General features: G+C 51.5%; 29 protein-coding genes. 11 read left to right on the top strand and 18 right to left on the bottom strand.

What is annotated here, in order from left to right; all coding sequences use genetic code 11:
- Positions 1-36 precede the first annotated feature (36 nt).
- From AAGA79_RS03180 to AAGA79_RS03140, 9 genes are all read right to left on the bottom strand, one after another.
- Positions 37-1,962, bottom strand: a complete 1,926-nt coding sequence (locus tag AAGA79_RS03180) for a phospho-sugar mutase (protein ID WP_411827332.1) — start codon at positions 1,960-1,962, stop codon at positions 37-39.
- Positions 1,959-2,798 carry a metal ABC transporter permease gene (locus tag AAGA79_RS03175; protein ID WP_411827331.1) on the bottom strand — a complete coding sequence of 280 codons (840 nt, stop codon included), beginning with the start codon at positions 2,796-2,798 and terminating at the stop codon, positions 1,959-1,961. The genes AAGA79_RS03180 and AAGA79_RS03175 overlap by 4 nt, the downstream gene beginning before the upstream one ends.
- A gap of 24 nt (positions 2,799-2,822) precedes the next feature.
- On the bottom strand, positions 2,823-3,587 hold the full coding sequence (locus AAGA79_RS03170) for a metal ABC transporter ATP-binding protein (RefSeq protein WP_411827330.1): 765 nt from the start codon (positions 3,585-3,587) through the stop codon (positions 2,823-2,825).
- On the bottom strand, positions 3,584-3,946 hold the full coding sequence (locus AAGA79_RS03165) for a hypothetical protein (protein ID WP_411827329.1): 363 nt from the start codon (positions 3,944-3,946) through the stop codon (positions 3,584-3,586). Before AAGA79_RS03165 ends, AAGA79_RS03170 begins: the two co-directional genes overlap by 4 nt.
- Before the next feature lie 143 nt (positions 3,947-4,089).
- A complete protein-coding gene (locus AAGA79_RS03160) occupies positions 4,090-5,655 on the bottom strand; it encodes a glycogen synthase (RefSeq protein ID WP_411827328.1) in 1,566 nt (521 codons plus the stop codon).
- A 116-nt stretch (positions 5,656-5,771) separates the two neighbouring features.
- A complete protein-coding gene (locus tag AAGA79_RS03155) occupies positions 5,772-6,149 on the bottom strand; it encodes a YkgJ family cysteine cluster protein (RefSeq protein WP_411827327.1) in 378 nt (125 codons plus the stop codon).
- Positions 6,146-6,709: an N-acetylmuramoyl-L-alanine amidase family protein gene (locus AAGA79_RS03150; protein WP_411827326.1), complete on the bottom strand. Its 564-nt coding sequence runs from the start codon at positions 6,707-6,709 to the stop codon at positions 6,146-6,148. The genes AAGA79_RS03155 and AAGA79_RS03150 overlap by 4 nt, the downstream gene beginning before the upstream one ends.
- 169 nt (positions 6,710-6,878) lie before the next feature.
- Positions 6,879-7,679, bottom strand: a complete 801-nt coding sequence (locus AAGA79_RS03145) for an SDR family NAD(P)-dependent oxidoreductase (protein WP_411827325.1) — start codon at positions 7,677-7,679, stop codon at positions 6,879-6,881.
- Positions 7,680-7,804: 125 nt separating this feature from the next.
- Entirely contained in the window at positions 7,805-8,233 is a 429-nt protein-coding gene (locus AAGA79_RS03140; RefSeq protein ID WP_411827324.1) for a DUF6941 family protein, read from the bottom strand.
- A 162-nt stretch (positions 8,234-8,395) separates the two neighbouring features.
- On the opposite strand from AAGA79_RS03140, the gene ribH reads away from it, so the two are divergent.
- The 3 genes from ribH to AAGA79_RS03125 all read left to right on the top strand — a co-directional run bounded on the left by ribH (position 8,396) and on the right by AAGA79_RS03125 (position 10,525).
- Complete coding sequence (gene ribH, locus AAGA79_RS03135) at positions 8,396-8,896, top strand: 6,7-dimethyl-8-ribityllumazine synthase (RefSeq protein ID WP_411827323.1); 501 nt, start codon at positions 8,396-8,398, stop codon at positions 8,894-8,896.
- 13 nt (positions 8,897-8,909) lie between these two features.
- Positions 8,910-9,800: a transcription antitermination factor NusB gene (gene nusB / locus AAGA79_RS03130; protein ID WP_411827322.1), complete on the top strand. Its 891-nt coding sequence runs from the start codon at positions 8,910-8,912 to the stop codon at positions 9,798-9,800.
- 68 nt (positions 9,801-9,868) lie between these two features.
- On the top strand, positions 9,869-10,525 hold the full coding sequence (locus AAGA79_RS03125; RefSeq protein ID WP_411827321.1) for a hypothetical protein: 657 nt from the start codon (positions 9,869-9,871) through the stop codon (positions 10,523-10,525).
- On the opposite strand, the gene AAGA79_RS03120 is transcribed toward AAGA79_RS03125, so the two are convergent.
- The 7 genes from AAGA79_RS03120 to AAGA79_RS03090 all read right to left on the bottom strand — a co-directional run bounded on the left by AAGA79_RS03120 (position 10,522) and on the right by AAGA79_RS03090 (position 15,686).
- Positions 10,522-10,872: a DUF6172 family protein gene (locus tag AAGA79_RS03120; protein ID WP_411827320.1), complete on the bottom strand. Its 351-nt coding sequence runs from the start codon at positions 10,870-10,872 to the stop codon at positions 10,522-10,524. The two genes, AAGA79_RS03125 and AAGA79_RS03120, sit on opposite strands and share 4 nt — an antisense overlap.
- Before the next feature lie 32 nt (positions 10,873-10,904).
- Entirely contained in the window at positions 10,905-11,591 is a 687-nt protein-coding gene (rsmI, locus tag AAGA79_RS03115; RefSeq protein ID WP_411827319.1) for a 16S rRNA (cytidine(1402)-2'-O)-methyltransferase, read from the bottom strand.
- Positions 11,588-11,989, bottom strand: a complete 402-nt coding sequence (locus AAGA79_RS03110; RefSeq protein ID WP_411827318.1) for an acyl-CoA thioesterase — start codon at positions 11,987-11,989, stop codon at positions 11,588-11,590. The genes rsmI and AAGA79_RS03110 overlap by 4 nt, the downstream gene beginning before the upstream one ends.
- 6 nt (positions 11,990-11,995) lie before the next feature.
- Positions 11,996-13,246 carry a beta-ketoacyl-ACP synthase II gene (gene fabF, locus AAGA79_RS03105; protein WP_411827317.1) on the bottom strand — a complete coding sequence of 417 codons (1,251 nt, stop codon included), beginning with the start codon at positions 13,244-13,246 and terminating at the stop codon, positions 11,996-11,998.
- A gap of 54 nt (positions 13,247-13,300) precedes the next feature.
- The gene (locus AAGA79_RS03100; RefSeq protein WP_411827316.1) at positions 13,301-14,557 is read right to left on the bottom strand and encodes a rhomboid family intramembrane serine protease; all 1,257 of its coding nucleotides are present in this window, start codon (positions 14,555-14,557) and stop codon (positions 13,301-13,303) included.
- A gap of 18 nt (positions 14,558-14,575) precedes the next feature.
- On the bottom strand, positions 14,576-15,100 hold the full coding sequence (gene secG / locus AAGA79_RS03095; protein ID WP_411827315.1) for a preprotein translocase subunit SecG: 525 nt from the start codon (positions 15,098-15,100) through the stop codon (positions 14,576-14,578).
- 76 nt (positions 15,101-15,176) lie between these two features.
- Positions 15,177-15,686, bottom strand: coding sequence for a DUF5069 domain-containing protein (locus AAGA79_RS03090; protein ID WP_411827314.1), 510 nt, complete (start codon positions 15,684-15,686; stop codon positions 15,177-15,179).
- 68 nt (positions 15,687-15,754) lie between these two features.
- Between AAGA79_RS03090 and folP the strand changes: the two genes are divergently transcribed.
- The 6 genes from folP to AAGA79_RS03060 all read left to right on the top strand — a co-directional run bounded on the left by folP (position 15,755) and on the right by AAGA79_RS03060 (position 21,660).
- On the top strand, positions 15,755-16,591 hold the full coding sequence (gene folP, locus AAGA79_RS03085; protein WP_411827313.1) for a dihydropteroate synthase: 837 nt from the start codon (positions 15,755-15,757) through the stop codon (positions 16,589-16,591).
- 46 nt (positions 16,592-16,637) lie between these two features.
- Entirely contained in the window at positions 16,638-16,967 is a 330-nt protein-coding gene (locus AAGA79_RS03080; protein WP_411827312.1) for a hypothetical protein, read from the top strand.
- Between the two features lie 52 nt (positions 16,968-17,019).
- On the top strand, positions 17,020-17,481 hold the full coding sequence (locus tag AAGA79_RS03075) for an iron-sulfur cluster assembly scaffold protein (RefSeq protein WP_411827311.1): 462 nt from the start codon (positions 17,020-17,022) through the stop codon (positions 17,479-17,481).
- Between the two features lie 44 nt (positions 17,482-17,525).
- Entirely contained in the window at positions 17,526-19,265 is a 1,740-nt protein-coding gene (locus AAGA79_RS03070) for an ATP-binding cassette domain-containing protein (protein ID WP_411827310.1), read from the top strand.
- Positions 19,266-19,355: 90 nt separating this feature from the next.
- Positions 19,356-19,760 carry a hypothetical protein gene (locus AAGA79_RS03065; RefSeq protein ID WP_411827309.1) on the top strand — a complete coding sequence of 135 codons (405 nt, stop codon included), beginning with the start codon at positions 19,356-19,358 and terminating at the stop codon, positions 19,758-19,760.
- 25 nt (positions 19,761-19,785) lie between these two features.
- Positions 19,786-21,660: a hypothetical protein gene (locus tag AAGA79_RS03060; RefSeq protein WP_411827308.1), complete on the top strand. Its 1,875-nt coding sequence runs from the start codon at positions 19,786-19,788 to the stop codon at positions 21,658-21,660.
- A 17-nt stretch (positions 21,661-21,677) separates the two neighbouring features.
- Here the strand turns inward: AAGA79_RS03060 and AAGA79_RS03055 are convergent, their stop codons facing one another.
- Both AAGA79_RS03055 and AAGA79_RS03050 read right to left on the bottom strand, forming a co-directional pair.
- Positions 21,678-23,387 (bottom strand): transglycosylase domain-containing protein, encoded by a 1,710-nt coding sequence (locus AAGA79_RS03055; protein ID WP_411827307.1) that lies wholly within the window; start codon positions 23,385-23,387, stop codon positions 21,678-21,680.
- A 76-nt stretch (positions 23,388-23,463) separates the two neighbouring features.
- Positions 23,464-24,210 carry a DUF1287 domain-containing protein gene (locus AAGA79_RS03050; RefSeq protein WP_411827306.1) on the bottom strand — a complete coding sequence of 249 codons (747 nt, stop codon included), beginning with the start codon at positions 24,208-24,210 and terminating at the stop codon, positions 23,464-23,466.
- Positions 24,211-24,343: 133 nt separating this feature from the next.
- On the opposite strand from AAGA79_RS03050, the gene AAGA79_RS03045 reads away from it, so the two are divergent.
- Entirely contained in the window at positions 24,344-24,943 is a 600-nt protein-coding gene (locus AAGA79_RS03045; protein ID WP_411827305.1) for a hypothetical protein, read from the top strand.
- A 69-nt stretch (positions 24,944-25,012) separates the two neighbouring features.
- Positions 25,013-26,416 carry a hypothetical protein gene (locus AAGA79_RS03040; protein ID WP_411827304.1) on the top strand — a complete coding sequence of 468 codons (1,404 nt, stop codon included), beginning with the start codon at positions 25,013-25,015 and terminating at the stop codon, positions 26,414-26,416.
- Positions 26,417-26,449 lie beyond the last annotated feature (33 nt).

Raw genomic sequence — 26,449 nt, 5'->3', positions numbered from 1 at the left:
AAACATCTACAGATTCATCTCCCAGAGAACCGCAGATCAGCCGCGGGATTTGGCATCTGCCTCGATCCAGTTCCACAACCTCGCAAGACCTGCCGCGACTTCGGTTTTTGCGGCATCAAGATCACCACCAGCTTCGGATTTTCCGTAGAGGTAGAATTTGATCTTCGGCTCGGTACCGGAAGGACGCACTGCAAACGAGCGCCCATCGGCAAGATCGAAGAACAGCATCTTCTCCTTCGGCAGCAGATCGCCCTCCTGATCGTAGATATCCTGTGCCGAAAAGTCGCGGAAACGGGTTACTTCCGAGCCATCGATTTCTTTCGGAGGATTCGCAGCGTAGGACCCGGCGAGAGCCTGAATCTTAGCAGCGCCATCTGCTCCTTCCATGGTGAGCGCCTTGCCCATTTCCAGATAATATCCGTATTCCGTGTAAAGCTCATCGAGTAGTTCGGTAAGAGTTTTCCCAACCGATTTCGCGTAGGCGGCGACTTCTGCGAACATCAGTGTTGCGCCATTCGCATCCTTGTCCCGCACGGCGTCCGATCCCAGATAGCCATAGCTTTCTTCTCCTCCGAAAACGAAGAATCTGGAATATTCCAAACGTAGCTTTCTGGTTTCCTCCTGACTGAGGGAACGATAATCTCCGCGCTTGTCCTCAGGAATTGCTGTTTCATATTTGCGCAGCTTCGCGGCAATATATTTGAAGCCGGTAAGCGTATCCACCACGGAAACTCCGTAAGCATTTGCAATCGCGCTCTGTAGCTCTGTAGTCACGAAGGTTTTCACCAAAACGCCGCGAGTGCGGTTTGCATTGGTCAACCACCCGAGATCGAAATTTGTCTTAAGACGATACCAAGCCATCAGCGAGCCGATCTGGTTGCCGGTAAGAAGCACCATGTTACCTTCGGCATTTCTTACCGCCACTCCCATACGGTCGGCATCAGGGTCGGTGCCTATCACGATTTCAGCTCCGGAAGTATTCGCCAGCTCGATAGCCATTGCCAAAGCTGGACCATTTTCCGGGTTCGGAGAATCCACGGTAGGGAAGCGCCCGTCCTGAATATCCTGCTCAGGCACAGTCAGCACCTCGAAGCCGAGACTCTTGAGCATTGGAACATTGATGTGTCCGCCAGTGCCGTGAAGATTGGTGAAAACCACTTTGATCGGCGCTTTCTCAAGAAGCTCAGGCTGAAGGAGAAGAGTCTTCAGGAGCTCCACATATTCTTTATCGAAATCTTCACCCAAAGTTTTAACCGTGCCTTTCTCGGAATCGTCCACGGGATCATAGCGCTCGCTCTTGATGGAATTAACCTCGGCGATAATCGCCGAGGCGTGAGGCTCCACAATTTGTCCACCATCATTGAAATACGCCTTGAATCCACAGTCGTGGGATGGATTGTGGCTGGCGGTGATCACCACACCGGATTCCGCACGAAGCTGGCGGACAGCAAAAGAGAGTTGCGGAGTGGAGCGCGGGCCATCGAAAACATAGGCATCACAGCCAAGGTCCGAGCAAATCTTCGCACAAAAATCAGCGAAATTCTTCGAGAAGTGGCGGGTATCATGTGCAAAAACCAATGTTGGCTTCTTACCTTCGGGAACCACCGTTTTGACATAGGCAATAAGACCGCGAACTGCACGGGAGACATTGTAGTAATTCATCGTCGCCGTTCCCACGCACGGAAATTCAGGGCGATCGTTCGGGCCGCCGGCACCTTGCTCGGAATTAGTTACAGTCTTACCGATCGTGCGGCCCCTTAGACCACCGGTCCCGAAGGCCAGAGTCTTGAAAAAGCGGTCATTGAGCTCAGAGAAATTCTTCTCCTGGAGCAGCTCTTTCACAGAGTTCATGGGAAGGCTACTTGCCGCACCGGCTAGGAGAGCTTCGATATTTTCCTTTGCAGCAGGTAATAATAAGCCGGATTCAACGGCAGCGGAGAGTTCTTCGGGCAGGTTTTTCATCGATGATTTTTAGAAATGGTTTTCGGAGTAAGCAAACCGTACTTCGGGCTCAGTAGGTAGGCTAAAATAAAGAAAATCCCTAATAAAATAACGATCGCAGGCCCCGGCGAAATACCAAGTGGACCGGAGATAAATACCGCCATCACCGAGCCGAAACCACCTATCAATCCCCCGCCCCAGAACAAGGCCGATGTCTTATCGGTCAGTAGTGAAACCGTAGCCGCCGGGGTAACCAATAAACCAACGGAAAGCACACATCCCACCGCCTGCAGGGAGGAAACAAGGGCCAGCACCATCATCCCAAAGATCAGATACTGCATCACTCTCACATGCACGCCCTGCGCTGCCGCCACATTGGGCTCGAATAATGTCAGCAAGAGCGGACGCATCAGAAGATTCGACGTCAGTAAAATCGCTGCTCCAATTACAAAAACTATCCACAGATCCGCATTTCCCACAGCCATGATATCGCCGAACAACCAGTGCTCCAGCTCCGTTCTGGTCTCCAGCTTAGGTAAAATAGCGACCCCGGCAGCAAAGGCCGCAGTGTACAGAACAGCCAGCGAAGTCCCCTCGGCAACGCGTTTCCCCCTGGCTACCGCCACCGATCCCAGGCCCACGAGCAAAGCCGCGAACATTGCCCCAAAAAAGGCGTTCCATTGCGCAAGGACCCCAGTCAGAAGAATTCCCAGTGCTATCCCCGGAAGCATCGTGTGCGACAGAGCTGAAACCGAGAGAGCATTTTTCCGCAGCACCACAAAACCGCTGAAAAACCCATTGGTGAAGCCGATGAAAGCAGCCGCAGTAAGAGTTCGCTGGTAGAAAGGATTTTCCAATAATTCGAGAAACATATTATCTTCCTATGCTGGAGTGGAGAAAGTCTGACTGATTAGCTCGCTGGTTAACACCTCATTGATCGAGCCGAAAGCAACCTGTTGTGTATTGATGACCAGGACTTCATCGAAGAGAACCGGAGCCGTAGCCATATCGTGATGGGAGGCAATGATCAGGCGCCCCTCGGAGGCCAGTTTTGCCAACAAATCGCCCAATAAAGAGGCCGCATTCCGATCCAATCCTGTAAATGGCTCATCAAGCAGAAGGACATGCGCCTCCTGCGCCAGTGATCTAGCTAAAAAAGCCCGTTGCTGCTGCCCTCCTGAAAGCTCGCGAATTTGCCGGTTTTGCAAATCCCCCAGATTCAGCGAATCAATCGCCTCATCGACAGCACGGTTATCGTCTTTCGAAAACTTTTTCCACCAGCTCGTTTGTGGATAACGGCCCATCTCCACCAATCCGCGGACCGTGATAGGAAACGACCAATCGATCTCTTCCCTCTGGGGTAAATAAGCAAACTCTCGGGACCAGTTTTTCACTGATTCGTTCCGCCACCTTATTTCACCGGAAGCCTTCGGTACCAAGCCTGCGATCGCTTTCAGTAAAGTGGATTTACCCGCGCCGTTCGGTCCAATCAACGCCACCCGATTTCCGCATGAAGTTGCCATCGAAACATTCTCCAAAGCCATAATCTCCCGGTAGGCTACCGATAGATTATCGATCACCAACTCATGGTGACTTCCATGGTGAGCGCAGCAATCGTGGCTGGCGTGTTCCGTTTCAGTTTTCAAAATGGCAGCTCTACAAAGTCCTCAATCGCCCCGCGGGAATCAAACACATGCGTGAATGTTTTCCGCCCTTCCGCCTCAATCACCAACTTCGCAAAGTAATGCCCGGCTGTATCATCCTGCCAACGAATCGATACATCGATAAGCCCGGTATCCGCATCGATCTGGAAAGATCCCTGATATTCGTTATCTGATATTTTCACCGCTGATACATCGCTTGGGCCAGCGTTCAGGATCACTTCTTCAGCTTCCGCGGAAACTGTCAGAAAATATCTCGCGGAAATCAGATCGCTCTCCTCGGACTCATCGTTTGCCACCACCTCAGGCGCACTCACCGCAGGATTCCCCGTGGTAAGACGCATAAAGCCGAATCCTGATGCAATCAGCAGCAGGAGTATAAAAATCGAACGAATGATCGGAGATCCCTTCACGCAACAAAAGTGCAGTAAGAATATACGAATGCAAGCAAACGAATATCGGCGAACAAAAGGGCTTTTTTCAGCGATTAGATCGTCTCCAGACTCCCGGACATTTCTACTTCGTTTCCTGCCTCATTTTCAACAAGCGGCCTAGCCAGCATCTTCTCGTAGATATCGATGTAGTTCCGAGCCACCTGTTCATGGCTGAATTCCTTGGCACTCTCATCCATCACGCGGCGGATTTGCGGCTCCTTGGCCTCCAAAGGAAGTGCGTAAAACTTCAGTGCTTCGTCGATTGCCCAGCGGAGCGCATCCGCATTGTAGTCATTGAAGCGGAATCCATTCCCGGTTGCCGACTCAATTTCCATTGGACGGACAGTATCGTAGAGGCCTCCTGTTCCGTGAACAATCGGCAACGATCCGTAAAGGGGTGCGGTCATCTGCGGAAGCCCGCACGGCTCGAAGAGAGATGGCATAAGCATGAAATCGGATGCCGCATAGCCGAGGCGTGAAAGTCTCTCGTCAAAGTTTACAATTGCGATCCGCCCCTGAAGATCGAATTGATTGATGATATCATGGAAATGTTGCTCGTGAGGTCCGTTGGCCACAACCGCCACCTGAATACCCCAGTCCCAGTAATCCGAAATTAACTGATGGAGAATGTCTGTAACCAACTGCGGACCCTTCTGGACCGGATCCAACCGGGAAGGCCAGAAGAACAGAGGCGCATTCGTATTTGCCTCCAGTCCAAGCTCCCGCTGAAATGCTTCTTTGTTCTGGCGCTTACCTTCCACCAAATCCTCCGAGGTGTAATTCATCGCCAGGCAATCGTCCGTTTTCGCATTATAAGAGGCATCCGGCGCATTCAAAATGCCTGCCGCGCATCCAGCGTTATACTTATTCCGGATTTCCTGTCTCACGGACCATGGGACGACTGGGTGCCAGCCCTCGACGATTTCCCACAGGAATCGCGGACTCACGGTATTTATGAAATGGGACGCGAAAATCCCCGAAGTTAACAAATCAATCGGGATGTTTGATCTCGCGTGTGAATAATCACCTGGATTCTCTGCAAAGAACAAATTCATCCAAAACTCCGCTGCATCGATTCCGGTTTCTTCCGCAGCATCAAGCCATACGTTTTTGGTATGGATATTGTGGACCGTGAAAAGGCTTTTGATTCCCCGGCGTTTGGCCATGGCAGGGATCAATGCGGTCATCCAGTCATTGCAATGAATAAGGTCCGGCCTCGCCACAGGTACGATGTGGTTGATTACCTCACGCTGGAAAACCATCGCGGTTCGCATCGCATCGTCCGTTTGATTGCTGTAAATATGATCCCTGTAGTAGAAGATCCGGTCCTCGGCGAGGTGGATATGATTTTCGGGAAGCACCTCATGGTATTTCTTAAGCTCCTTCTCATGAAGGTTGAAGACATCGCCCTGGAAAAGTTTCCGGTAATTCGGCATCGCCACATGAACATCCGCGCCAAGATTGAAAAGTGCCGAGACGAGCGAAGCCGAAACATCTGCCAAGCCACCTGCTTTGGCCGATAATCTTTGAGCCATATTACCCATACCCGCCGGCAAATAGGTAATTTCCGGGGTAACGATCAGGATTCTGGGATTTTCTCTATGGCTCGTTTTTGGCATGGGAATTCAAGGTGGGGAATTTTTTAAATGAATTAATCAGGATCGTTTTCGCATAAGAAAAATCCTGTGGCGACCCCTATCTGACTCAACCTCGAAAAAATCGGTCAAATTTGTAATCATAAGGGAACAGGGATTGCCTCGCACAAATCACGCCATCCTGGAAAATTCCATTTATTGGGAAAACCCGCACATTGCCCGGGCTTTACTTCATGGATTTTGCAACCGTTCCCCTCGAGCATTATGCATTCATGGTTCTCCTTCTCGATGAGAGAGAGACCCATGCGATTTGTCCGCAGACGTGTATATCTTGCAATGAATTCGTCTTCGGTAAGACCGAGAAATCCTGAAATTCCAGCTATTTCCGAATCCTCGATACGGACATCCCCGGGCCACTTGCAACAGGCAGTGCAACGCTGACAGACGTAGTTAACCGTAGGGTCCAGAACAGTATGCTGATTTCCCGGACTACCAAAGCTTTCGCGCCCGTCATTCACTCCAGACTCTGGTAGTAATAATTCACGCGGCCCTGAAACCACTTCCACTTTCTTCCCGGCTTGCCATTATCCAGCAGGAAGTGGGGACAATTTTTATTGGGAGGAGTCTTACCTCCGCGCGGCCAATGATAATGCGGAACCACATTCTTTAATGGAATGCCCTTTTTCTTCATCAGCACCGCAGTCAACTGGGCCGTACGCTCTATGGTGGACCGTAGGTTGGAGCCGCGTTCCTCGCACATCTCTATCCCGATTGAATATAGATTTCCCGGCCCACTGAAGTCCGCATGCTCTCCCTGTTCGGAGGTCGGCATATGCTGGATAGCCACTTTCTCATCTACAGTGAAATGCCATATCAGGTAACCGATCCGGTTCCCACCGGGGCGCTTCCCGGATCGAAGGGCCCCACGTTTCAAGGCGAGTGCATGACGCTCTGCGCCCGCGGTATAATTTTGTGTGCTGTGAATCGTGATGTAGCGTGGATTCATCGGTCGCACCACCTTCCGGCCGTGGGTTCCTTTCGGGACCATATCCACCTTCAGATTTACCTTCCGCATCATTGTCGACGGGGAGATCTTCTTACTATTCGATGCAGACCCTCCGTTCGAACCTACCGGTGAGCATTGCAGCCCGGAAAGCACTGCAACCAATATAAAAATCAACTTAGGGGAAAATCGCACAGGCAGGAATTTACTAAATTTCACCGTAATGAAAAGCTAAACCCTCGGATTAACGCCTCGGGCGCTTTTTCAGTATTTGGCGAAGTAGAATCAGCGGAATCGCACCAATCAGGAAACCGGCTGCAGCCACTTGGATGCCAGGGAAAACGCGCGCTTTCCCTCCAAACAAACCTTCGAGACCTTCTGCTACAACTTGCTCCTTTGGAACGTAGAATGATTTGTGAGCTGGAGGCATTCCCGATTTTTTGCCCTCGCGGCGGGCTGTTTCTCCAAACTCCGTTTTTACCGGCCCGGGGCAAAGTGACATCACCTGCACACCATCCTCCATCAGCTCGATCCGCAGAGCTTCGCTGAAACTGCTGACATACGCCTTCGTCGCAGCATATACGGCGAAGTCAGGGATCGGCAGAGTGCTGGCAAGTGAAGACACATTCAAAATCGCACCCATACCCTTTTTTGCCATTTCCGGGGCAATAAGGTGGCTGAGATGGGTTAATGCTTCAATATTCACCTTCAGCATTGCATCCAGAACACCCCAGTCAGCAGTTGTAAAATCCCCGTAATCCCCCAGCCCCGCATTATTGATGAGGATTTCAGGCATAAATCCATTTCCTCTCAGCTGATTTACCAGAGATTCACGCTCGGCATGTTTGGAAAGATCCGCCGCGTGCACCATTACCGCCACATGTGGATTGGCCTCACGTAAGACGTTGGCTATCGCGTCCAACCGATCCGTCCGCCGGGCTACCAGCACTAGTTTATCAACACGACCGGCCAGCTGCTTTGCAAACTCCTCACCCAAACCTGAAGATGCACCCGTGATCAGCGCGCATGAATAATGATGTATCATGTGCTTATCAAACCCCATGCTGCTGCTCACGCAACTGCTCATTTCCACAAAAAAACGGCCCACTGCAAAAGTGGACCGTTCTAAAAAAGAACAAAAGCTTTGGGTAGGCTTCAATTCAAAAGAAACTAAGCCATTTGCTGACCATTTCCTTCTGGGTTCACCTTCACCACGCGGAGCGGTAGGCGCATAAGCATCTCGCCATCACAGCCGATATCGATGGAGAAAAGGCCATCTTCGGGAAAGCGGAGTCCCTGAAGATTCATAACGATGTTCCGGGTAAGAAATGGAACACCACTTGGAAGCTGGACGTCGAACTCAGGCTCAATCGGCATATTCTTCGAATCGAGTGATTCACCATCCTCATTGATGATATTGATCGAAAGCTTATGGCGGCCCACATCCTCGTTGGTGAAGCAGAAACGCATAGCAAGCGCACATGCTGGGTGAACGACAGGCAGAGCGCGGGCTGCAAGAGTGTCGAAAGTTCCGGAAATGACCAGCTTGCCATTGTAGTCGGCAGCGAAGTCGCAAAGCGTTGCAATTTGAATATCCATAGAGTCAGATTTGTATTGAAAATCGCGGAAATCCTTCATTCCGCGTCCGCTCTTGTTTACTCCCCACTCCTTTCCCGTAAAGCCCAAACCTCTCCCCGGTTTCCTTGAGAGAAAACTTTGGGACCAGTTGACTTTTCCTGCCAATCCCTCCATAGCCGTAACATGTCCACAGCGTTTCAACCAAAACCCAGGATCATCGGCCAGAAGACACGCATCTGTATTGTAGCCTCACGCTACAATGAAAAATTCACAGATGCGCTGGTGGATAATGCCATCGAAGAGCTTGAGGAACTCACTCCTTTGGCCCGTGTGGACCTTATCCGTGTCCCGGGAGCTTTTGAAATTCCTGTCACCGTAGCCAATCTTCTGGACCGCCAGAAATTCAACTGCGTGATCGCTCTGGGTCTCATTATCCGCGGCCACACCCAGCACGCGGATCTAGTCGCAAGTTCTGTCACAGACAGTCTCCAGCAACTTGCAATTTCTTCAAAAACACCTGTCATCCATGAGGTCCTCCTCGTCGAAGACGAAAAGCAGGCGTATGCTCGCAGCATCGCCGAAACCATGAATCGCGGCCGGGAAGCAGCCCGCGCCGCCGCCAGCATGATCGATGTCTTTTTAGAGATCGAAAAGAGCATGCCTAAGTTCGAGAAAAAACGATAACCAAACATCGAATATGCCAAGCCGCCGGCAAATCAGGGAAGCCACCATCCAATTCCTCTACTGTGCAGACCTTGAAGGAGGTCCTGACGCCACCTCTCTCCGTGAGCCCTTCTGGGACTCCATTACGGAAAGTGATCGCAGAAATCTACAGGTAGCCACATTCCGTACAGTCCACCACCTCGCCAGCGGGCGTCAGGATAGACTTGCGGAATTCGTCACCCGTGCGGAAACAGCCGGAGCGCACCTTTCCGCCCTCCCGGTTGCAGAGCCATTAAAAACGCTTCTCACCCGCCTCCTCGCCCTCGAGTCATCATGGAGCATTGCGATTTCGAAATTGGAAAAACTCCCCAAAACCGGCGATGACTCGGACGTTGCCCATGAGTTTGAACTAGCCCTCCAGAACTTTTTCAAAACTGATCGCGACCTAACTTTCCACCGCGATCAATTTCTTAAAAAACTAGAGGATCACCCTTCCCTGAAAGCTCAAACCGAAGGTGTGGCAGCATCCATCCGCCGCCTTCAGAGAATTTCCGACAGGATCCGCACCGTCGAAAACCCGGAAAAATTCCCCGAGCAGGCAGATCTTTCCAAGTTACGCGACTCGAAATCAGAGATCACCGCACTCAAGGAAAGCACCGATACACTTGTCGATGCAATCCTAGCGGCCAAGGAAGACATTGATGGCAAGATTTCCTCGATTCTAGAGAATTACGCTCCAGAAAGGATCGATCCGGTGGACCGCGCAATCCTGCGTCTCGGCACCTACGAACTCATCTCGACCAAGACTCCGCGCAAGGTCGTGATCAACGAGGCAATCGAATTGGCCAAACGCTTCGGCACCACAGATTCTAAGCGCTTCGTGAACGGTCTTCTCGACAAGATCGCCCAAAATACTCCTGTCTAATCCGCTCTTTTCCGGTTCGGCGAGTCCTTCATTGCACCGGAAATGGATTGCAGTAGGATACGGGTCTAATGAAGTCATTTCTGATCACCTGCAGCCACGCCACCTGCGCTATTCCAGAGGCCCAGAGGCAGCTATTCAAGGGTTCGGAAGACCTCGTATCATCGGTAGAGGGCTGGGAGCCTGGCTCCCTGAATCTTGCGCAGGGTCTGGCAATGAAGCTCAGCACCCCACTCATCCACGGGGAGGTCTCAAGACTCCTTATCGATCTGGAAGAAGAGGGCGACAAGCGCTGGAGCAAAATTTCAGGGAAACTCCCGGAGGCCACGCGCGAAAAACTGGTGGACCGCCATCAGAAGAAGTTCAGACAAGCAATTCAGCTGAAAATCATCGAGGACCTGAAGCGATACGAGTCCATCACCCATCTCATCATTCACACAGCTCCCATTGCCGATGGGAAAATCCTTTTCGAGCATAATTCCTCTGCCTACGCGAAGAAACTCTCTGATGCCGCCGTTGCAGAACTCCCCTCATCCGAGGTGGATGCAAGCAGCCAGGCGATCGGAACGAAATCATCACTCATCCGCTGGGCGGAATTGATCTCACCGGACGGGAAATATGACTTCATCCGCATCACCGTTTCCCAATCATTTTTCATGAAATCGGTGCCAATGCGGTGGGAAACGATCAAACGCTCCCTGATCCGGGCTGTATCTGTTTCGGTTTAGTCTTCTTGCTGCGGCTTTGCCGTCCGGTGCCCCGGTTTTGCAAGAATTTCCAAGTAGATTGCCTCCCAGTTTTCGGTGGCCGCCCCATCTATTGGCTTGGTAATTTCCGCTACGTGAACTTCTGCCGCCGTTTCCGCGTCCTTACCTGCACGGCAATCGAAGTCCCAGAAGTCTACTCCTTCCGGAAGCTCCTTACGGCGCTCGCGCTTCAGGTATTTCCGCACGTCTGCCTTGATCGATGCTACAACACGCGCCGGTGCGTGCTTGGGAGAAGTAAGAGGAAACAATTTTTTCATGTCAGCTCTTGTTGCCGATACCGCCAGCTTTGTCTCCCAGAAAATTTTCAATTCCGGTTTTATACAACTATTGGCAAAGGCTGTTAGCCCTTGTTCATCAAAATTACCATTTCACCCTTTGTGCCGTTTGTCTGGAACCATTCCAGGATTTCACCAGCTGTTCCGCGGTGATAGGTCTCAAATTTCTTCGTCAACTCGCGTGCCACACAGACCTTGGCCTCAGGGGCGATCTCCTTCAGAATCTCGAGGGTGGACATAATTCGGTGGGGACTTTCGAAAAAGATCCCGGTCTCACCACTTTCGATTGCGTTACTCATCGCAGTCCTTCGTTTCCCGGATTTCACAGATAGGAAACCGCCGAAACGGAAGGCATGGCATGGTAATCCGGATCCTATCAACGCGGTGAGAACTGCCGATGGACCGGGTAAAACCTCCACATCCACATCGGCGTCCAAGCAAGCCTGAACCAAGCGATAACCCGGATCAGATACACCCGGCATTCCAGCATCACTGATAAACGCAATAACCTCACCGGCGGCTGCTGCTGCAACCAGCTCCGGTGCACGACGCGTCTCGTTATGCTCATGAAGGGATGTCAGTGACTTTCCGGAAATCCCATGATGGGAAAGCAATATACCTGACCTGCGCGTGTCTTCACAGGCTATGCGATCCGCTTCCCTCAGCACCTCAATGGCGCGGAGAGTGATATCACCGAGATTCCCGATCGGGGTCGGCACCAATGCAATTTTCCCACCTGATACCTCACTCATGATGCAACCTCCAAAAACTTCCTTTCATCATCCGAGATACGCGTAGGCGCACCATTACAGTCGACCTTTGCTACGATCATCTCTCCTACAGCTGCCAATTTTCCGCCGTCTTTAAGAATTTCAAATGCCCAGCAGATCGAGGCTGAGCCCAGCCTCTTCAAGCCAATAATGACCTGAAGCTTCTCTTGAAACTTCAGCGGCATCTTATAGTCGCACGTCACATGAACACGCGGCCACCCGCCCCCTTTTCTTTCGAAGACAGGGACGTCGGACTTCACCAGGAAATCGTGCTCCGCCCGTTCCGCGTAAGTCAGGATTTTGGTGAAATGGACCCAGCCACTCGCATCTGTGTCTGCAAAGGCGACTTCGCAGTCATAGCTGTGGCAGGGATTTTCCACCTCGGTTTAACCTTCGTATTTACGGACCAGAACGGAAGCATTGTGGCCTCCAAAACCAAAGCTATTGCTCAGAGCCACAGAGATCGGCACTTCGCGGGCAACATTTGGTACGACGTCGAGATCACAGTCAGGATCCTGGTTTTCCACGTTAATCGTAGGAACCACGACACCGTCCTGAATACCCATTACACAAGCGATGAGTTCGATACCACCCGCAGCGCCAAGCATATGACCTGTCATCGATTTGGTGGAACTCACCATCAGTCCGTTTTTCGCATGATCACCAAAGGCAAGCTTGATCGCCTTCGTTTCTGCGATATCGCCGAGACCTGTCGAGGTTGCGTGGGCGTTAAGATACTCGACCTCTTCCGGATTTGTTTTTCCGTGTTTGAGAGCCATCCCGATCGCGTAGGCAGGGCCGCTACCGTCAGGCGATGGAGCACTGAGATGGTAAGCATCCGCACTGACACCGTAACCGGTAAGCTCTGCATAAATTTTCGCACCACGTGCTTTTGCAGTCTCCAGTTCTTCGATCATCACCACACCGGCGCCTTCGCCCATTACAAAACCGTCGCGATCCTTGTCGAACGGGCGGGATGCACCTTCAGGATCATCGTTTCTAGTGCTTAGAGCCTTCATATTGTGGAATCCACAAAGACCCATCGGGAGAACTGCCGCTTCGGCACCACCGCAGAGGAAACCATCCGCATCGCCGAATTTGATCATGCGCCATGCTTCACCGATATTGTGGTTGGATGTCGCACATGCCGTGACGATCACCATGTTCGGGCCGAGGAGACCGTGCTCCATGGAAATGATTCCGGAAGCAATATTGGAAATCATCATCGGAATCGTGAACGGGGAAACCCGGCGGGCACCTTTGTTCATGAAAACGGTGTGCTCGCGCTCAAGTGTGGAAAGTCCACCGATTCCGCTACCGACCATCACACCATAGCGGCGCGCATCGATTTTTTCAGTATCGAGACCGGAATCCGCCATCGCCATTTTTGAAGCCGCTACCGCAAATTGCACGTAACGGTCGGAACGACGCGCATCCTTTGGAGCATTGAAATATCCATCCGCATTGAAATCCTTCACCTCACCGGCGATCTTGCATTCAAACGGCTCGGTATCGATCTGTTGAATACGACCGATCCCGCTTCTTCCGTTCTTAAGACCATCCCAAGTTGTCTCCAAGTCATTTCCCAATGGGGAAAGACATCCGATTCCAGTAATAACTACCCGTCGCTCACTCATATTGTGGAAAGAACGTAAACGCTGAACTCGCTAGCACGCAAGCAATAGAAATCATTAGGCTGACATCCGTATAATTGCATAGATCGCAGATCCGGCAATGACCCCCAGACTAGCCCCGCCGACCAGTCGATCCGTAAGTGTTACCCGAGGTCTGAGAACAGATCCTGACTTTGGAAAAACAATTACCGCATAGGCCATCCCGGCCAAAAGCCCTCCCAGATGTGCCGCATTATCAATGAATCTATAGCCAACAAGCCCAATAAGCCCCGTCATCACCACCCCACCGATCAACCTGCGCCTCGCACTTCGCGGGACAAGTTTTGAATGAAGGGTCTCGAAGACCAAAAGGAAACCCAGCAACCCCATCAACCCACCGGAAGCACCCACCGAATTGGCATCAACGAAACGGGCCGAAGCCTCGCCACCCACCAGTGCGGTAAAAAGAAATACCATCGGCACATGTGGCCACCGTGCGAAAACCTCCACGCGTTTTCCCAGATAAAGCAGCCCCATTCCATTCATCGCGAGATGGAGTATCCCGCCGTGCATCATCGGAGCCGTCAGCAACCGCCAACGTTCTCCCGCAAGATATTCGGATTTTACCAAACCGGCGGCTTCCACAGCATTTCCGGAAAAAAACTGCGCAAGAAACACCACCACAATCATTCCTAGAATCCCCCAGGTAACAGGAGATTTCTGGTCCTGCAACCACGTCTCAAATCGAAGCAACGGAACCAGAGGTGCATTCAATCCTGCAGGCCTCTTCATCTCCCTCACACGCTTCTGGGCCTGATACCACGGAATAAATGCAAATACCAGGAACCCGAGAAGTGAAATACCCACCGTCGTTGATGAAGTGAAGATTTTAAAAATCCATTGAATCTTCTCCATCGGACTGGCGACCAATCCACTGGAATTCTCCAGCGCATCCATCTGCCTGGAGCCCATGAAAGCCATATAACAAAGCAATCCCAACAGGCAAAAACCAAACCATTTCAGGCGATGATTCGCATCCGCTAAATCATCTACCGCCCAACGTTTCCGGACCACGGAAATCGATTCAGTAAAGGCCTCGACCTCCTCCGGGACACGGCAAAACTCGCTATCCGGCGTCCATACCAAATGGATCGCACTCTCCTTATCTTCCCGGATTTCCTGGGAAAGCTCATCAAGCGAAGCACAAGGATGTTTGACGCCCTTTCGATTGCACCAGCCATATCCCTGGTCGGCAGTAGGAAATGCACTCTTTCTCGCCCAGATCGGAAGATCTGACTCCGGATCGGTGGAGTCTTCTTCCTGTTGCTTACTCACACCTTGCAAGCGTTCCGCTTACTCGGGTTTGTCCGCGTTGTTTTCCACTTCTTCCTCCACTGCATCAGCAGGTGTTTCCTCTACAGCTTCCTTCACCGCTTCTGCTGCTGCCTCGGCAGCGTCATCAGCAGGAACACTTGCAGGAGGAGCGGGAACAGCTTCAGTTTCGAGCTCTTCCGAAAGAGAAACAGGAGCCTCTTCTTCGACTACGACTTCTTCTTCAACAGCTGCCTTCTCCTCTACAACAGGCTTTTCTGCTTCTACGAGTGTCGTCTGCTTGTTCTGCTTACCGATCAGGATCGCGAGCGTAAGACTCAGAATAAAGAACAAGGAACCGAGATAAACAGTGCCTTTCTGGAGGACATTAGTAGTGCGAGCACCGAACACCTGATCAGTTACACCACCACCGAAGGCAGCGCCCAAGCCTTCCTGCTTCGGACGTTGCATAAGAATGAGAAGCGCCATCAAAAGACAGACGATGACGAAGACAACCAGGAGGATGTTGATGCTAATAGTTAGCCAAGGAATTGCGGCGAAAATCATGGGCGGCGGAATATGGGTAAGCACCCCCTCCTTGTAAAGCGGGGAGTTTCTGGATTTTCCATCACTGGAAAAACGATCACAGAGACTTGATCCATTCCAGCACCTTGGAATCATCTCCGCCGGATGCCCAAACACGTCGTAGAAAATCAGCTGCAGGGATATTTCCGTGTTTTGAAAGGAACTTCCTATCTCCACCGCAGCCGAACATGATGTCGGGATCCAGCTCCCCCTTCAGCTTGGCGCGTGCCTTCACCAGAATCCGGGGAAGGTAATTAATACCATCCAGCTCATCTCCAAACGTCGGTAAGTCATCCTTGCTAATCTCCTTCTCACTCGGCTTCCCACCTTGCTCTACCAGGAAATAATCCCGTCTCACCGCAGCAATCAGCAAAGCGGTGGACATCGAAGGCACTTTCTCGTCCACAAAATCTTCGATGAAATCGAAAAACTCACGCTTCTTGTATCCAATACTGGCCAGAAATGAAAGTTCATCGTCGGTATAACTCGTATTGAAGTCAAAATCTCCCGCCTGATAGGCCGCAGAGCACTTCTCAAACATCTCGCAAAAGGTATCGTTCCAGTTCATACGCAGAACTTGAAACCCTCTCCACTCAATCGCCAGTAGTTTTTTACTCTCACGAAATCCTCTGATCCATGATCTGGAAAACAAGCCGAACAAGCCTCGACCTCACTGAAAATTCCCAAATTATGGGTATTCTCAACACCACACCCGACTCGTTTTCAGACGGTGGTCAGTTCGATTCACTTGAAACCGCCCTCCACCAGGCCCGTAAGATGATCGCCGAAGGCACCTGCATTATCGATATCGGCGGAGAATCCACCCGGCCTGGCTCACTCCCTGTTTCTCCCGAAGAAGAAATCCGACGTACAGCCCCCATCATCAGCGCGATCCGCAATGAATGGGACGGACTCATCTCTATCGATACACAGAAAGCAGCCGTTGCCCGCGTCGCACTCGAAGCTGGTGCAGACATCATCAACGACGTGTCCGGCCTCATCGCGGATCCCGATATGGCGGCACTTTGCGCCACGTCAAACTGCGGAATCGTAATCATGCACATGCAGGGCACCCCTGCGGACATGCAGGAAAACCCCGACTACCAGGATATTCTCGCGGAAATCCGAGCCTACTTTCTGGAGCGATTGCATACCCTCACCTCACTGGGGATCGATCCTTCAAGGCTCTGCTTCGATCCCGGAATTGGTTTCGGAAAGACCCTTACCCACAATCTCACCCTCATCAGTCATCTCGGAGATCTAGCCCCCCCAGGCAGCCCCCTTCTTCTGGGACTATCCAGAAAATCTTTTTTATCCAAGCTATCAAACTGCCCCGAGACTCATTTGCGCGATGCTCCCACCCACGCATTTACCGCCCTGGCCCGCCAGAAAAACGTAATGCTCCACCGGGTTCATGATGTAGCGGGGAACTTAGCCTCCCTTCGTGCGACAGAATCCCTACTATCATATTAAAGCGGTTCGATATTGAATCCGGCGCTCACTCCAGACAGCATTTCCCATGGACACACCAGAAGTAGAACTAGGACCCCAACCACTCGGCCCGATCATGGACCGTTGGAAGCTCACCAATCACGACATCGTAGAGGCCTCTCCCGAGCAACTCACCCACAAACAAATCCAGCGCGCTAAATCCGGCCGCCGACTCACATTGAAAATGATGATGAAAGTCGCCCGCTCGCTTAACATCGCCATCTGGGAACGCCTCGACAAAGAGCAAAAGGAGATTCTTGTGGAGTATCTTCACAAAGACATTTTCTCATACGCCAAGGACTTCAACCCGGAGAAACCGGATCCAAACGAAGAACTGATCGAAAAACTCCAAAAGTAAGCCTTTCAGGATTCTCCCTCGAAAATCCTCACTTCCATCCCATAATCAGCCCATGAGCGATTTCGAAAAAAATATTAAAGACGCACTCGCCGATCCAAAAAACCAAGGCGAGATGACCGATGCTGATTCCGTGGGAACAGTCGGCTCACCCGACTGTGGGGATATGATGCGCATGTGGCTGAAGTTTTCCGAAAAGGACGGAAAAAGAGTAATCGACCGTGCATCGTTCCAGGCATTCGGATGTCAGACGGCAATCGCCGTCGCATCCATCGCCACCGAACTCCTGAAAGGAAAGACCGCGGAAGAGGCCAAGAACCTCAGCGCCCAGGACCTCGCAGGTGATCTGGGAACACTTCCACCAATGAAAATTCATTGTGGCCAGCTTGTAGAAGGAGCTCTCAGAAATGCTCTGGACCCATCGGAGACAACAACCACCGAGACAAAACCTAGCCTTATCGGCGATATCAACTCCCGGAAAAGCTCCGGTCTAAGGATTGTCCCACTCGAGCAGTAGAAATCCTCCTCAGTTCAAAATTAAAATCCATTTATCCATTCTCCGTGCTAGAGCTAAAAGACGTCTGTTTCACCATCAAGAAGGACAAACAGGAAGTCCTGCTGATCGATAACGTCTCCATCGAGGTTCCGAAAGGTCACTTCATGGCCATCGTCGGCCCCTCCGGCTGCGGTAAAACAACCCTCCTGAAAACCATCGCCGGACTGAACCCGGAATCGGCCGGCTCACTTCACTGGGAGGGGCGGGATCTCTCAAAAGATGCTGACTTCGAACCTTCTGAAATCGGCTACGTCCCCCAATTCTCCGTCGCCTACGATCCGCTGACTGTAGACGAATCGGTGGAAGCCGCGACCCGACTCCGCGTAAAAACCAACAATACGGAAGAACTCGATCACCGCATCGATCAAGTCCTCGAGGAAACAGGACTCAGCGCCATCTCAGATCGAAGGGTCAAAATTCTTTCTGGCGGCCAAAAACGCAGGCTTGGCTTGGCCATGGAACTCGTCTCCGACCCGAAACTTCTCCTTTGCGACGAAGTCACCTCCGGGCTCGATCCACGCTCGGAACGGGAAATTGTCAATCTCTTGCACGATCTCTCGCGCAAGGAAGGCCGAATAGTCCTATCCGTCACCCACTCGCTTTCCCACCTTGAACTATATGATTCAATTCTGGTTCTCCACGAAGGAAAGGTCGCCTACCACGGCCCGCCGGAGCGCTTGAACCACTACTTCTCTGTGAAAGACACGGAAGAAGTTTATCCCCGCCTCGCATCCCAGGCGTCCGAACGCTGGCAGGCATCATGGAAAAAACACAGTGAGGCTTTCTACAAAATCATCACCGAAAACCGTGAAAAACAGATCAATTCCGGAAGATTGCCACTCCCGGTGGAGCCGGAAAACGAAGATGAGGCAGCCCAAAGCAATCAAAACAAACTTCCTAACTTTTATTCCCAGTTTGCCACCCTGCTGTCCCGCAGGTGGAGAATCTTTTTCCGTGATCGCGGCCAGGTATTACTCCAGCTAGCTATACTTCTCTGCTTTCCGGTAATCGTCACAATCTTCAGCGATAAAGCGTCCGGAAATATCCGCCGCTATTCTGAAACCAGACAGACAAACGTCTTCGAGGAAATCCAGGAACAGCAATCCGTCCGTTCGGATCAGGCAAAAGTCGGTTCGGCCATTTCAGGGATCATCATGTTCCAGGTTGTCCTTCTCGCCCTCATGGGCTCCAACAATTCCGCCCGTGAAATCGCAGGAGAACGCCCGATTTATGAAAAAGAAAGATTCGGAGGCCTCCGCCCTCTGGCTTATCTGGCCTCAAAGATCGCGTTCCTCTCCAGTCTTGTCATAGCGCAGTCACTCTGGATGGCATTTTTCGTGAATTTCTTCGGCCCATTCCGCGGAGATTTTATCCAGCACGCCATCTATCTCCTACTCATCAATGCGGCCATGACCGCCATTTGCCTCGCCATTTCCTCTCTGATGAAAACTGCTGAACAGGCATCGCTTCTCTCGATCTACCTCGTCGGCTTCCAGCTACCACTTTCCGGCGCCGTGCTCGCGCTTCCAGAGCATATTGAAGCCTACACCCGCCCGTTCATCTCAGCTTACTGGGCATGGTCCGGCTCGGTCGAGGCACTTCAAGCACAGGTAAACACAGCTGTAAAATCGGTCATCGATACCTCGCTATCGAGCCAAAGCACCTGCCTTTACACCCTGGCACTGCACATCGTCGCAGCTCTCGGTTTGGCCTGGATCGGTGCGAGCAAGCCCCAGTGGGATTAGAATATCTTTAAGTGAGAAAGGAAATTGCATAGAAAACAGGTCGGAGTATCCTGTTTTCCTTCGCTTTGATTCAACTCACCAGAAAACCCAATGGCCCGTCGCGCAAGCTCTAGCACAAATCCCACCCTCATCATCGGCATTGTTGTCGCCATTATAGCTGTTTTCATCGCTGGAAAATTTTTCATGACGAAGAAAACCAATACTTTCGCCGATGAGAATCCGCTCTCGGTGCAGGACCTTTTGGAAAACGGCAATAGCCTCCGCGGTAATGTCTACACCATCCAGGGGAAAATCGATGACAAGCTTCGCTGGACATCCGACCGTGGTCAATTTGTCAGCGTTCGGGTTAAAACAAAAGCCGGGGAGGAAATCATACCGGTTCAGATCCCCCAGGAATTTAGCAAACTCAATATCGAGCGTGAACAAAACTACGCATTCAAAATCGAGTTCCAGCAAGGCGGTATACCGGTTGCCACCGATGTCAGCCGTCTCTAATCAAAACCCCATATCCATTTTCCTGATGAAACCAGCGTTCATTCTCCTCCTCCTTTTATCCGCCTCCGCAAGCGCACAGGTCTACACCCCACCACCGGCCACGCCATCATCACCCGCTGGTGGACCTGCCGCGGACAGTAGCCCGAACATTCAGAAGCAGGCCGCCACATCCCCCCTCGGAGAAGAGTTTCCCATGCTTGATCCATCAGCGGAAACTATCACGGTAGGCGGAGTTTCAATCCCGATAGGTGACAACCGCCTACTGAAAGCACGTTTTGAAAAATACCTGAGCCAGCCTGCGGAAACCTCGGAAGAAGCCATCGAATATCGTGAAAATATTGATGAAATTCTAGCGAGCATCTCACCATTTCACAAAGGTGGTCCCGACTTGAAAGGAGCCTTCGGAATTCTTCCAAGCGCCTCGGCATATCCGGGAGATGCAAATCTATGCATGTCCCTCGCGGAGTCCATCTACACCGCACTCCTGGCAAAAAAGGACGTAAACTCCCTCACTGCTCTCAATCGATCCATCGAAGATGAAAAACGCGCGATCATCCGCAAGGCCGACTGGGACGCCCGCACGGAAAGAGATCCTAGCCTTGGGGATAGCCAGTCCACCGGCGGCAAAGATACCAAGCGCAATCAACCTGCAACCAATCCAGGCAGAGGGGTGACATCACTTCGATATACCGAAACACTCCGACGTATTTCCGAAATCGAGGTTCTTAAAAAACAAAACATCGTCCGCTCGGAGGCACAAACCATCCGCACAAAGGCTCAGTATCAGGTATCCATGATCCAGTGGTTCGTTCAGCGTCGCTACGAACATGTTCTGATGGCCGCGCGCTTCTACAATCAGATTTGGAAAGATGGAGACGCCACATTGCGGATCGAGGAAAATTCGGATGTTTCCAAACTTTTCGCTGAATCGCTCGGGATATCTCCCACGGTAGCCTCACTCGATTCGCTCTCCAATGAAGCCATCCGAGAGGTTGAGAAATACGTGCAGGCATTCGACCTAATGCTCTCCCGCGACGAGCTCCATTCTGCCTCCCAGCGCCTCATGGAAGCCTACGCACTCGGCGAATACCTCGCACCTGTAGCAACCCTACCTCTCGAGAAAAAACAACGAGTGGCTGCATACGTCCGTGAGCTTCACGAACTCTATGGCACCCTTCAGGCAAAGGATTATGTCCGTTCCAGAGTCCTCGTCGCCAGCCTCAAGGAGAAAGCCAACGACTTTCCCTCCTCCAAGGTAGATTCCGCCATTGCCGCCTACACCCTGGCTTCCGATCTGGCCATTGAGGAGGCCAAGACACACCTGCTTTCCCGTGAAACCGTCCTAGCCGCGGAGAAAATCAAAACAGCGACAGAACTTTGGCCCACCAATCCGAAACTGGAAGAATTCCGCACCTTGGTTAGCAATTCTGGAGGAGTCGCCACTGCGCGCAACGACTTCGACCGGCTTCTTTCCGAGGGTAATTATCGTGAAATCGCAAAGCGGCAATATGAGTTTGCTCCCGCTATCCAGGGTGATGCCACCCGGGAAGATGCCTTCAAGCAGATCATGGAGAATCTACAGGAGATCGAAGCATCCCTTGGCAAAGCTTCAGAGTTTTCTCGTATCGGGCAGAGCTATGCAGCCTGGGAACAACTGGCTGAAATTCGTGAACGATTTCCCGATGATCCGAAACTCGGCCGTGAGCTCGAGCTCCTGGCTCCCAAGGTCGCGGATTTCACACTCGCTCTAGATAAAGCACGTCAGTTCGAGAACCGCACACCCAAGCAAATAGGATCCGCCCTTACCTGGTATTTGAAAGCGCGCAATCTGCATCCAAGATCACAGCAGGCGGAAAAAGGGATCAACCGTATCCTCAACGACGTACTCCCCGATCAGTAGAGCACATTTTGACTGGATCAGCCTCCAAGGCCGTTCACGCACTCACTGAGAAGCGCATCAAGTTGACTCTCGCTCGCTATCTTTTTCGGATCATCAAACCCTAGCCAGATCGCGGTGGATCCCGTGGGCCCCAGCCGCAAAACCCAGGCATCCCGTTCCGAGCCTGTGGCACCTGTAAAATTGCGGCTTCCCGCCTTGGTCTTGAGTATGCCGATGGCTTCTTTTGCAGCTTCAGGGCTAAGAGCGGCTCTGTTTTCAGATTTGGCCTGATAGAGAAGCTCTCCTTCACTGCCGGCAATCTTCCGGATGAAAAACGCCTTGGGCTTTTTACCTTCATTTCCTAACGTTGCCAAAGCCACCGACATTTCCATAGGTGTCGCAGCTACAGCTCCCCGGAATAAATCCTCGGTATCCAGAAATGGCCCGGAAATCCCGCACCTTTTCGCCAGTCTCTGAACTTCCGCCGGCCCAATTTGCCGCCCTGTCTGAACGGGCTTGCCCGGAAGAACCAACTTCCGCCGCTCTGCCGCCGCCGCCGCCACGAATGGTTCAAACGCAGAGCCAAGATCCCGCTTCGAATAGGTGCGATCATATCTTGAATGGCTATAGTTTCTTCCGCCCACCAGTGCCATTATTGCTCCGGACCTGGTTTCCGTCGTCACCGCCGCGTATTGAAGGTAAGCGGCATTCTCACCTGAAATAAAATCCGCCATGGTTTCATATTCCCAGAAATCCTTGTTCTCGAGCCGGCTAACAGCCTGTGCCAACTCCATTTCCAGCCGACCCTGCCATCCGTTGTCGAGAGTCGTAGTCACTTTTAGCCCGCTTCTCTGAATACCCAATGAATCCATGATCCGATCGAGCTCCTGCCGAACCCGGCGCATCGCATACGAGGTATTGCCGCCAGTGCTCGCATCTTCCTTGGCCAGCCGGATCTCAAGCTCACCAACGGCTTTCGCTCTTTCCACACTAATGAAGCCTGCATCAACCATTCTTGCCAATGTTTGCGATTGCTGCTCCTTCGCCGCCTCATAGTTTCTCAGCGGAGAAAAAATGTGCGGACCGCGAATGATTCCCACCAACATCGCACACTCTCCCGGGTGCAGTTGGGAGGTGGATTTCCCGAAGTAAGTCCGTGCAGCTTCTTCAATCCCGTAGGCTCCCGAACCAAAGTAAATCCGATTCAGATAACTCGCCAAAATCTCGTCCTTGGAATATCTACCCTCGATCCGCAAGGTTAGCGCGATCTCCACCGCCTTTCTGTGCAGTGACTTAGCTCTCATATCGTAGGTATTCCGCGCCAACTGCATCGAAAGCGTCGATGCACCTTGGGTAAAGTCCCTATCTTTCACATTCCGCAAAGTGGCCCGAAACAAGCCACGGACATCGACGCCGCCGTGTTCAAAAAATCTTGCGTCCTCTCTGGCGGCAAGTGCCTCCACCAGGAAATCCGGGATCTCCGAACGACCAATCATTTTACCGCCCGAACCGCCTAGACCCTGAATCTCCTCACCATTCCGGTCGTAGAAAGTGTTTTTCCTAGGAAGCTTTCCTACCTCATCCAGATCAAATTTGGATGCGACCAGGAAATAAAAGAAAACAACCCCGAGAAAAATTACTAATCCTGCAATTGAAATCTGAACCAGAAGCACAGCCGGGCCATGCAACCACACGGGCAGGAACCGCTTCCAGAGTGGTGTTTTTACAATTGGCTTCCAAGTAGACATCAGATGATTTTCCCTGCGCGCAGGACATCACACAAATCATCTCGGACCAACAGAAAATCCAGTGGCAAGACGCTACTTATTCCGCAGGATATCGGAAATGGCCGAGCACATCCTTGAAATAGGCTTTCTCCCACTTGATACCGCTCGGAAGATGGTGCACCACCCAAGGTTCCGATCCTTCACCGCTAGGCCCGGGGACAACAATCCCCACGTGCATTTCGGAAACGTTGGTTGGAGTCCAGACTACGACGTCACCAGCTTTATAGCTTTCGGACTCGTTGCCGGCCTCTACGGAAGTCGCATTCCGGTTGAAGAAACGCTGGAGATTCGGCACACGGCGATGGTCGATATTTGTATCAGGTGCACTTGAAGCCCAAAGATCGGGGTAGCGGCGGTAATTCGCAGCCATATCCTCATGAATTTTCTCCTGAAGATCCACGCCCAGCTTACGATAGCAACGGATCACCAGATCTGCTGCCACACCTTTTGAAGCAGGAACATCACCGCCGGGGTAGTTGATTTGAAAATATGCTGGGTCAAATAAGACCTCGGTATCCGAATACCTGAGCGCTTCTGCTGCAAGTTGATCGCCAAAGGAGTCTGATGCAGAGAGCTCTTTGACTATCAGTTCGGATTCCGCACTGGTCGGACCGTTATCCGATGCCCAAGCGCCGGAGATAAGTGGCTTGCCAAAAAAGATTCCCGCTCCGATCGCAATTGCGACAATCACCCATCCACCGAAGAAATTTTGCTTTTTAGGTTTTTGCGGACGAGGTCCGATGTATTCGATTGTGCTGTAAAATCCTGAGCGTGAACGTGCCATTTCTTTGAAGTTAAAAATGGTTAGCAAATTACGGGCCGCCACACTAACAAATAGTCAGAATTCTCATAAATTCTCTTCATACCACCTCTCGGGAATTGCAGCGTGCACGCAAGTCTCTTGATTTATCGAAACCATGCAAATCTTCGCGACAGCAAAAACCTTGGAATGGGGTCATCTGGATGTCCCTATTCTTGGACTAGGCAAGGACTGGTTCGGTGAGAACCTGACCCCTCCACTTGGCTTCTCAATTGTAAGGGATCAGACCCATCTTTGGTTTCTAGCGACTCGACAGGGTACACCGTTTTCGCACCCGGCTTCCGAAGCCGGAGCATTTCAACCCGAGTTGTGGAAATACGATGTGGCGGAACTGTTTCTCTCCAACCCCCTCACCGGCGAGTATCTGGAGCTCAATATTTCCCCGAACGGAGCATGGTGGGCATCCAAATTTAGTAACACGCGTGTTGCATACGAGCCACAGCCATCCTTTCAACACCATGTCCAAGTCTATAATCAGGAAAACATATCTGAGAATTGGATCACAGCGATCAAGATTCCATTGGAATTCCTCTGTGAAATCATCGGCTTCAATGAAGATACCACGGGCAATGTTGCCGCCATTCTGAATTCGCCAGATCAAACATTCCACAGCGCGTGCAACCTACCCGGCGCCGAGCCAGACTTTCATCAACCACGTGAATTCAGGAAATTCAGCGAAATGGAAATTCCTCGGTAAAAACAAACTATAAAATCTGCTTCTTGTTACTTGGAGAAATTTCTCCGGGGAATATATTGAGGCAGAATAATGAGCCGATTCGAGATAGAAGAAATCCTTGAACAGGATACCAGAGGCATAGTTTTCCGTGCGAATGATTCAACCACTGGAAATACTGTCGCAATCCGCAGATTTTTCCCTTTCGGAAGCGAAGGAGGCGGTCTCGACAACGATGAAGCTAAAATCTTTGAGACTGCCGCGGGGCGCCTCTCAATGGTTAAGCATGAATCTTTGCGCTCAATCATCCATGCATCCGTCGATCCGATCGATCGGATCCCGTTCCTGGTAACCGAGTGGGTGGACGGAACGCCGTTGGATCAAGTGATTCAAGAAGAAAAATTAGCTCCCGGGCACATTATCGATATTTTAAGAATCGCTCTGGAAGCTTCCATTCAACTCTCAGCCATCCTCGGAGAGGAAGCAATCTGGGTGGAAACTCAAGTGCGCTCCATCGTAGTAGGCACTGAAGAAAGCGGCCGCGGTTTCACCTTTTGGCTATCTCCTTTCAAATGGCTGAATAGTGCGGATCATATAAATGATATCACCCCTCTGATCGAACTCACCGAAGAACTTACCGACTGGAAAACCAAACTTTACAGGGAAAACTCATATTTCGGTCTAGGCGGATGGCTGAAAAACCTGAAAGCCCACCCAAGCACCAGTCTGGAAGAAGCTTTATTCTCTTTGAACGCCCTTTTGAGTAGTCCAACAGAAGAAGAGCAGACCGGAACCTCCCACTCGCCGGCTTCGGTGCCGACCCCACCAGCACCTCCATCCCCCATAGCGACCAAAGCCGGCGCGCCATCGGATTTTCCTATCGGCAAGAGCACCCCAGTCCTTCTTAAGAAATCCAAGTCCCCGGTCCCTTTCGTTGTTGCCGCCCTTTTGGCAATCATAGGAGCTCTTGGTTTCCTCTACACAAAACAGAAAAGTCGGCCCATCGAGTCGGTACGAGCAAGCAGCAGCGAAACTCCAGCCTCCATATCCGAAGAGTCTGCCGATATCGATCCCGAATCTACCCCTGCTTCCCAGCAAATAGAAGAGGCCGAACCTGAGGTAGCCGAGATTGCCGAGCCACCTACAGTCGATGATAACGATATAGAGGGCCGCCTCGAATACGTTTTCTCACCCTTGGACTACAAGGAGTTTTCTGAAATCAGCTCAAAACCGGTGGTCAAGCTGACCGGAATAATCTCTGATACCAATTTCTCCCAATCAGGAAAACACCTCTACCTGACAATGGCTCTCCCGAACAACGATGAAAATATTCGCGGTGTCATTCGAGCCACCCCGAAAACCAAGAACGCCATCTTCCGACACTTTAAAAGGCTTAAAGGGAAGAAAATCCAGATAAGCGGCACCAAATACAGCGATGGCACTAAGAAGAACCTTGTCCTAATGAAAGACCAAAGGGACTTCAAATATCTAAAATGACTCCGGGCGGAACCCGGTGATTTTGGAAAGTTT

Origin of the sequence: Luteolibacter sp. AS25, assembly GCF_046736275.1 — a bacterium.
In the GTDB taxonomy this organism is placed as follows: domain Bacteria; phylum Verrucomicrobiota; class Verrucomicrobiia; order Verrucomicrobiales; family Akkermansiaceae; genus Luteolibacter.
Note: the sequence above shows the minus strand (reverse complement) of the source record. Positions and strands in the feature narration are given on the sequence as shown.

Coding starts and splice junctions, on each gene's coding strand:
- AAGA79_RS03180 (WP_411827332.1), bottom strand. CDS start 1,962: ATGAAAAACCTGCCCGAAGAACTCTCCGCTGCCGTTGAATCCGGCTTA.
- AAGA79_RS03165 (WP_411827329.1), bottom strand. CDS start 3,946: ATGCGTCTTACCACGGGGAATCCTGCGGTGAGTGCGCCTGAGGTGGTG.
- AAGA79_RS03160 (WP_411827328.1), bottom strand. CDS start 5,655: ATGCCAAAAACGAGCCATAGAGAAAATCCCAGAATCCTGATCGTTACC.
- AAGA79_RS03150 (WP_411827326.1), bottom strand. CDS start 6,709: ATGATGCGGAAGGTAAATCTGAAGGTGGATATGGTCCCGAAAGGAACC.
- AAGA79_RS03145 (WP_411827325.1), bottom strand. CDS start 7,679: ATGATACATCATTATTCATGCGCGCTGATCACGGGTGCATCTTCAGGT.
- AAGA79_RS03140 (WP_411827324.1), bottom strand. CDS start 8,233: ATGGATATTCAAATTGCAACGCTTTGCGACTTCGCTGCCGACTACAAT.
- ribH (WP_411827323.1), top strand. CDS start 8,396: ATGTCCACAGCGTTTCAACCAAAACCCAGGATCATCGGCCAGAAGACA.
- nusB (WP_411827322.1), top strand. CDS start 8,910: ATGCCAAGCCGCCGGCAAATCAGGGAAGCCACCATCCAATTCCTCTAC.
- AAGA79_RS03125 (WP_411827321.1), top strand. CDS start 9,869: ATGAAGTCATTTCTGATCACCTGCAGCCACGCCACCTGCGCTATTCCA.
- rsmI (WP_411827319.1), bottom strand. CDS start 11,591: ATGAGTGAGGTATCAGGTGGGAAAATTGCATTGGTGCCGACCCCGATC.
- fabF (WP_411827317.1), bottom strand. CDS start 13,246: ATGAGTGAGCGACGGGTAGTTATTACTGGAATCGGATGTCTTTCCCCA.
- secG (WP_411827315.1), bottom strand. CDS start 15,100: ATGATTTTCGCCGCAATTCCTTGGCTAACTATTAGCATCAACATCCTC.
- AAGA79_RS03090 (WP_411827314.1), bottom strand. CDS start 15,686: ATGAACTGGAACGATACCTTTTGCGAGATGTTTGAGAAGTGCTCTGCG.
- folP (WP_411827313.1), top strand. CDS start 15,755: ATGATCTGGAAAACAAGCCGAACAAGCCTCGACCTCACTGAAAATTCC.
- AAGA79_RS03080 (WP_411827312.1), top strand. CDS start 16,638: ATGGACACACCAGAAGTAGAACTAGGACCCCAACCACTCGGCCCGATC.
- AAGA79_RS03075 (WP_411827311.1), top strand. CDS start 17,020: ATGAGCGATTTCGAAAAAAATATTAAAGACGCACTCGCCGATCCAAAA.
- AAGA79_RS03065 (WP_411827309.1), top strand. CDS start 19,356: ATGGCCCGTCGCGCAAGCTCTAGCACAAATCCCACCCTCATCATCGGC.
- AAGA79_RS03060 (WP_411827308.1), top strand. CDS start 19,786: ATGAAACCAGCGTTCATTCTCCTCCTCCTTTTATCCGCCTCCGCAAGC.
- AAGA79_RS03055 (WP_411827307.1), bottom strand. CDS start 23,387: ATGTCTACTTGGAAGCCAATTGTAAAAACACCACTCTGGAAGCGGTTC.
- AAGA79_RS03050 (WP_411827306.1), bottom strand. CDS start 24,210: ATGGCACGTTCACGCTCAGGATTTTACAGCACAATCGAATACATCGGA.
- AAGA79_RS03045 (WP_411827305.1), top strand. CDS start 24,344: ATGCAAATCTTCGCGACAGCAAAAACCTTGGAATGGGGTCATCTGGAT.
- AAGA79_RS03040 (WP_411827304.1), top strand. CDS start 25,013: ATGAGCCGATTCGAGATAGAAGAAATCCTTGAACAGGATACCAGAGGC.